A 533-nucleotide genomic window follows, 5' to 3' on the forward strand; every position below is an offset into this window, starting at 1 on the left:
ATATTACGTGGCATGCGGTTCGCGATGCTGCAATTATCGACTATCGCATCCATGAAGAGGATATAACAACGGGTGAAATGAAAAAAAATTGAAACTGCTTCCCTGTTCGATCGTAAAAATGTAAAAATTGAAGCTACTAAAAATAAACCTTATTACGTTACTTCAGTTGATTTGGACTTAAATGAATCACAGAAAATAGAAACCCAAAAATAGCTACAATACAAGGAATCAACTTAGTATTGTAACTATGCTCAATCCAGAATACTTAAGAAAAATTTTGGATTGAGTTTTCTATTTCTTATTCTTTCTTTTATGTCAATTCGATCGATTGATAACTGTTCTAATTTAATTATTGGCGCAACTGGTTTTCATATTTTTCGTAAAAAAATAATACCTCCTCAACATATTCTTCGCTCTGATTGTAATCGAAAATAGCATGCTCTAACTCTCCTGTTGCGGCTCCATTTCGCGACAAATAATTAGCAGCACTGTGCAACGCATCCGTTAAGTTATACGGATCAGCAACTCCGTCT

At 34.3% G+C, this 533-nt stretch carries 1 protein-coding gene; it reads right to left on the bottom strand.

All coding sequences use genetic code 11. The features are described from left to right. Positions 1-349 precede the first annotated feature (349 nt). Positions 350-533, bottom strand: a 184-nt coding sequence (locus tag GJB59_RS13675) for a lysozyme family protein (RefSeq protein WP_500048842.1), incomplete at its 5' end; no start/stop codon positions are given.

Origin of the sequence: Planococcus soli (assembly GCF_016881065.1) — a bacterium.
GTDB classification, from domain to species: domain Bacteria; phylum Bacillota; class Bacilli; order Bacillales_A; family Planococcaceae; genus Planococcus; species Planococcus soli.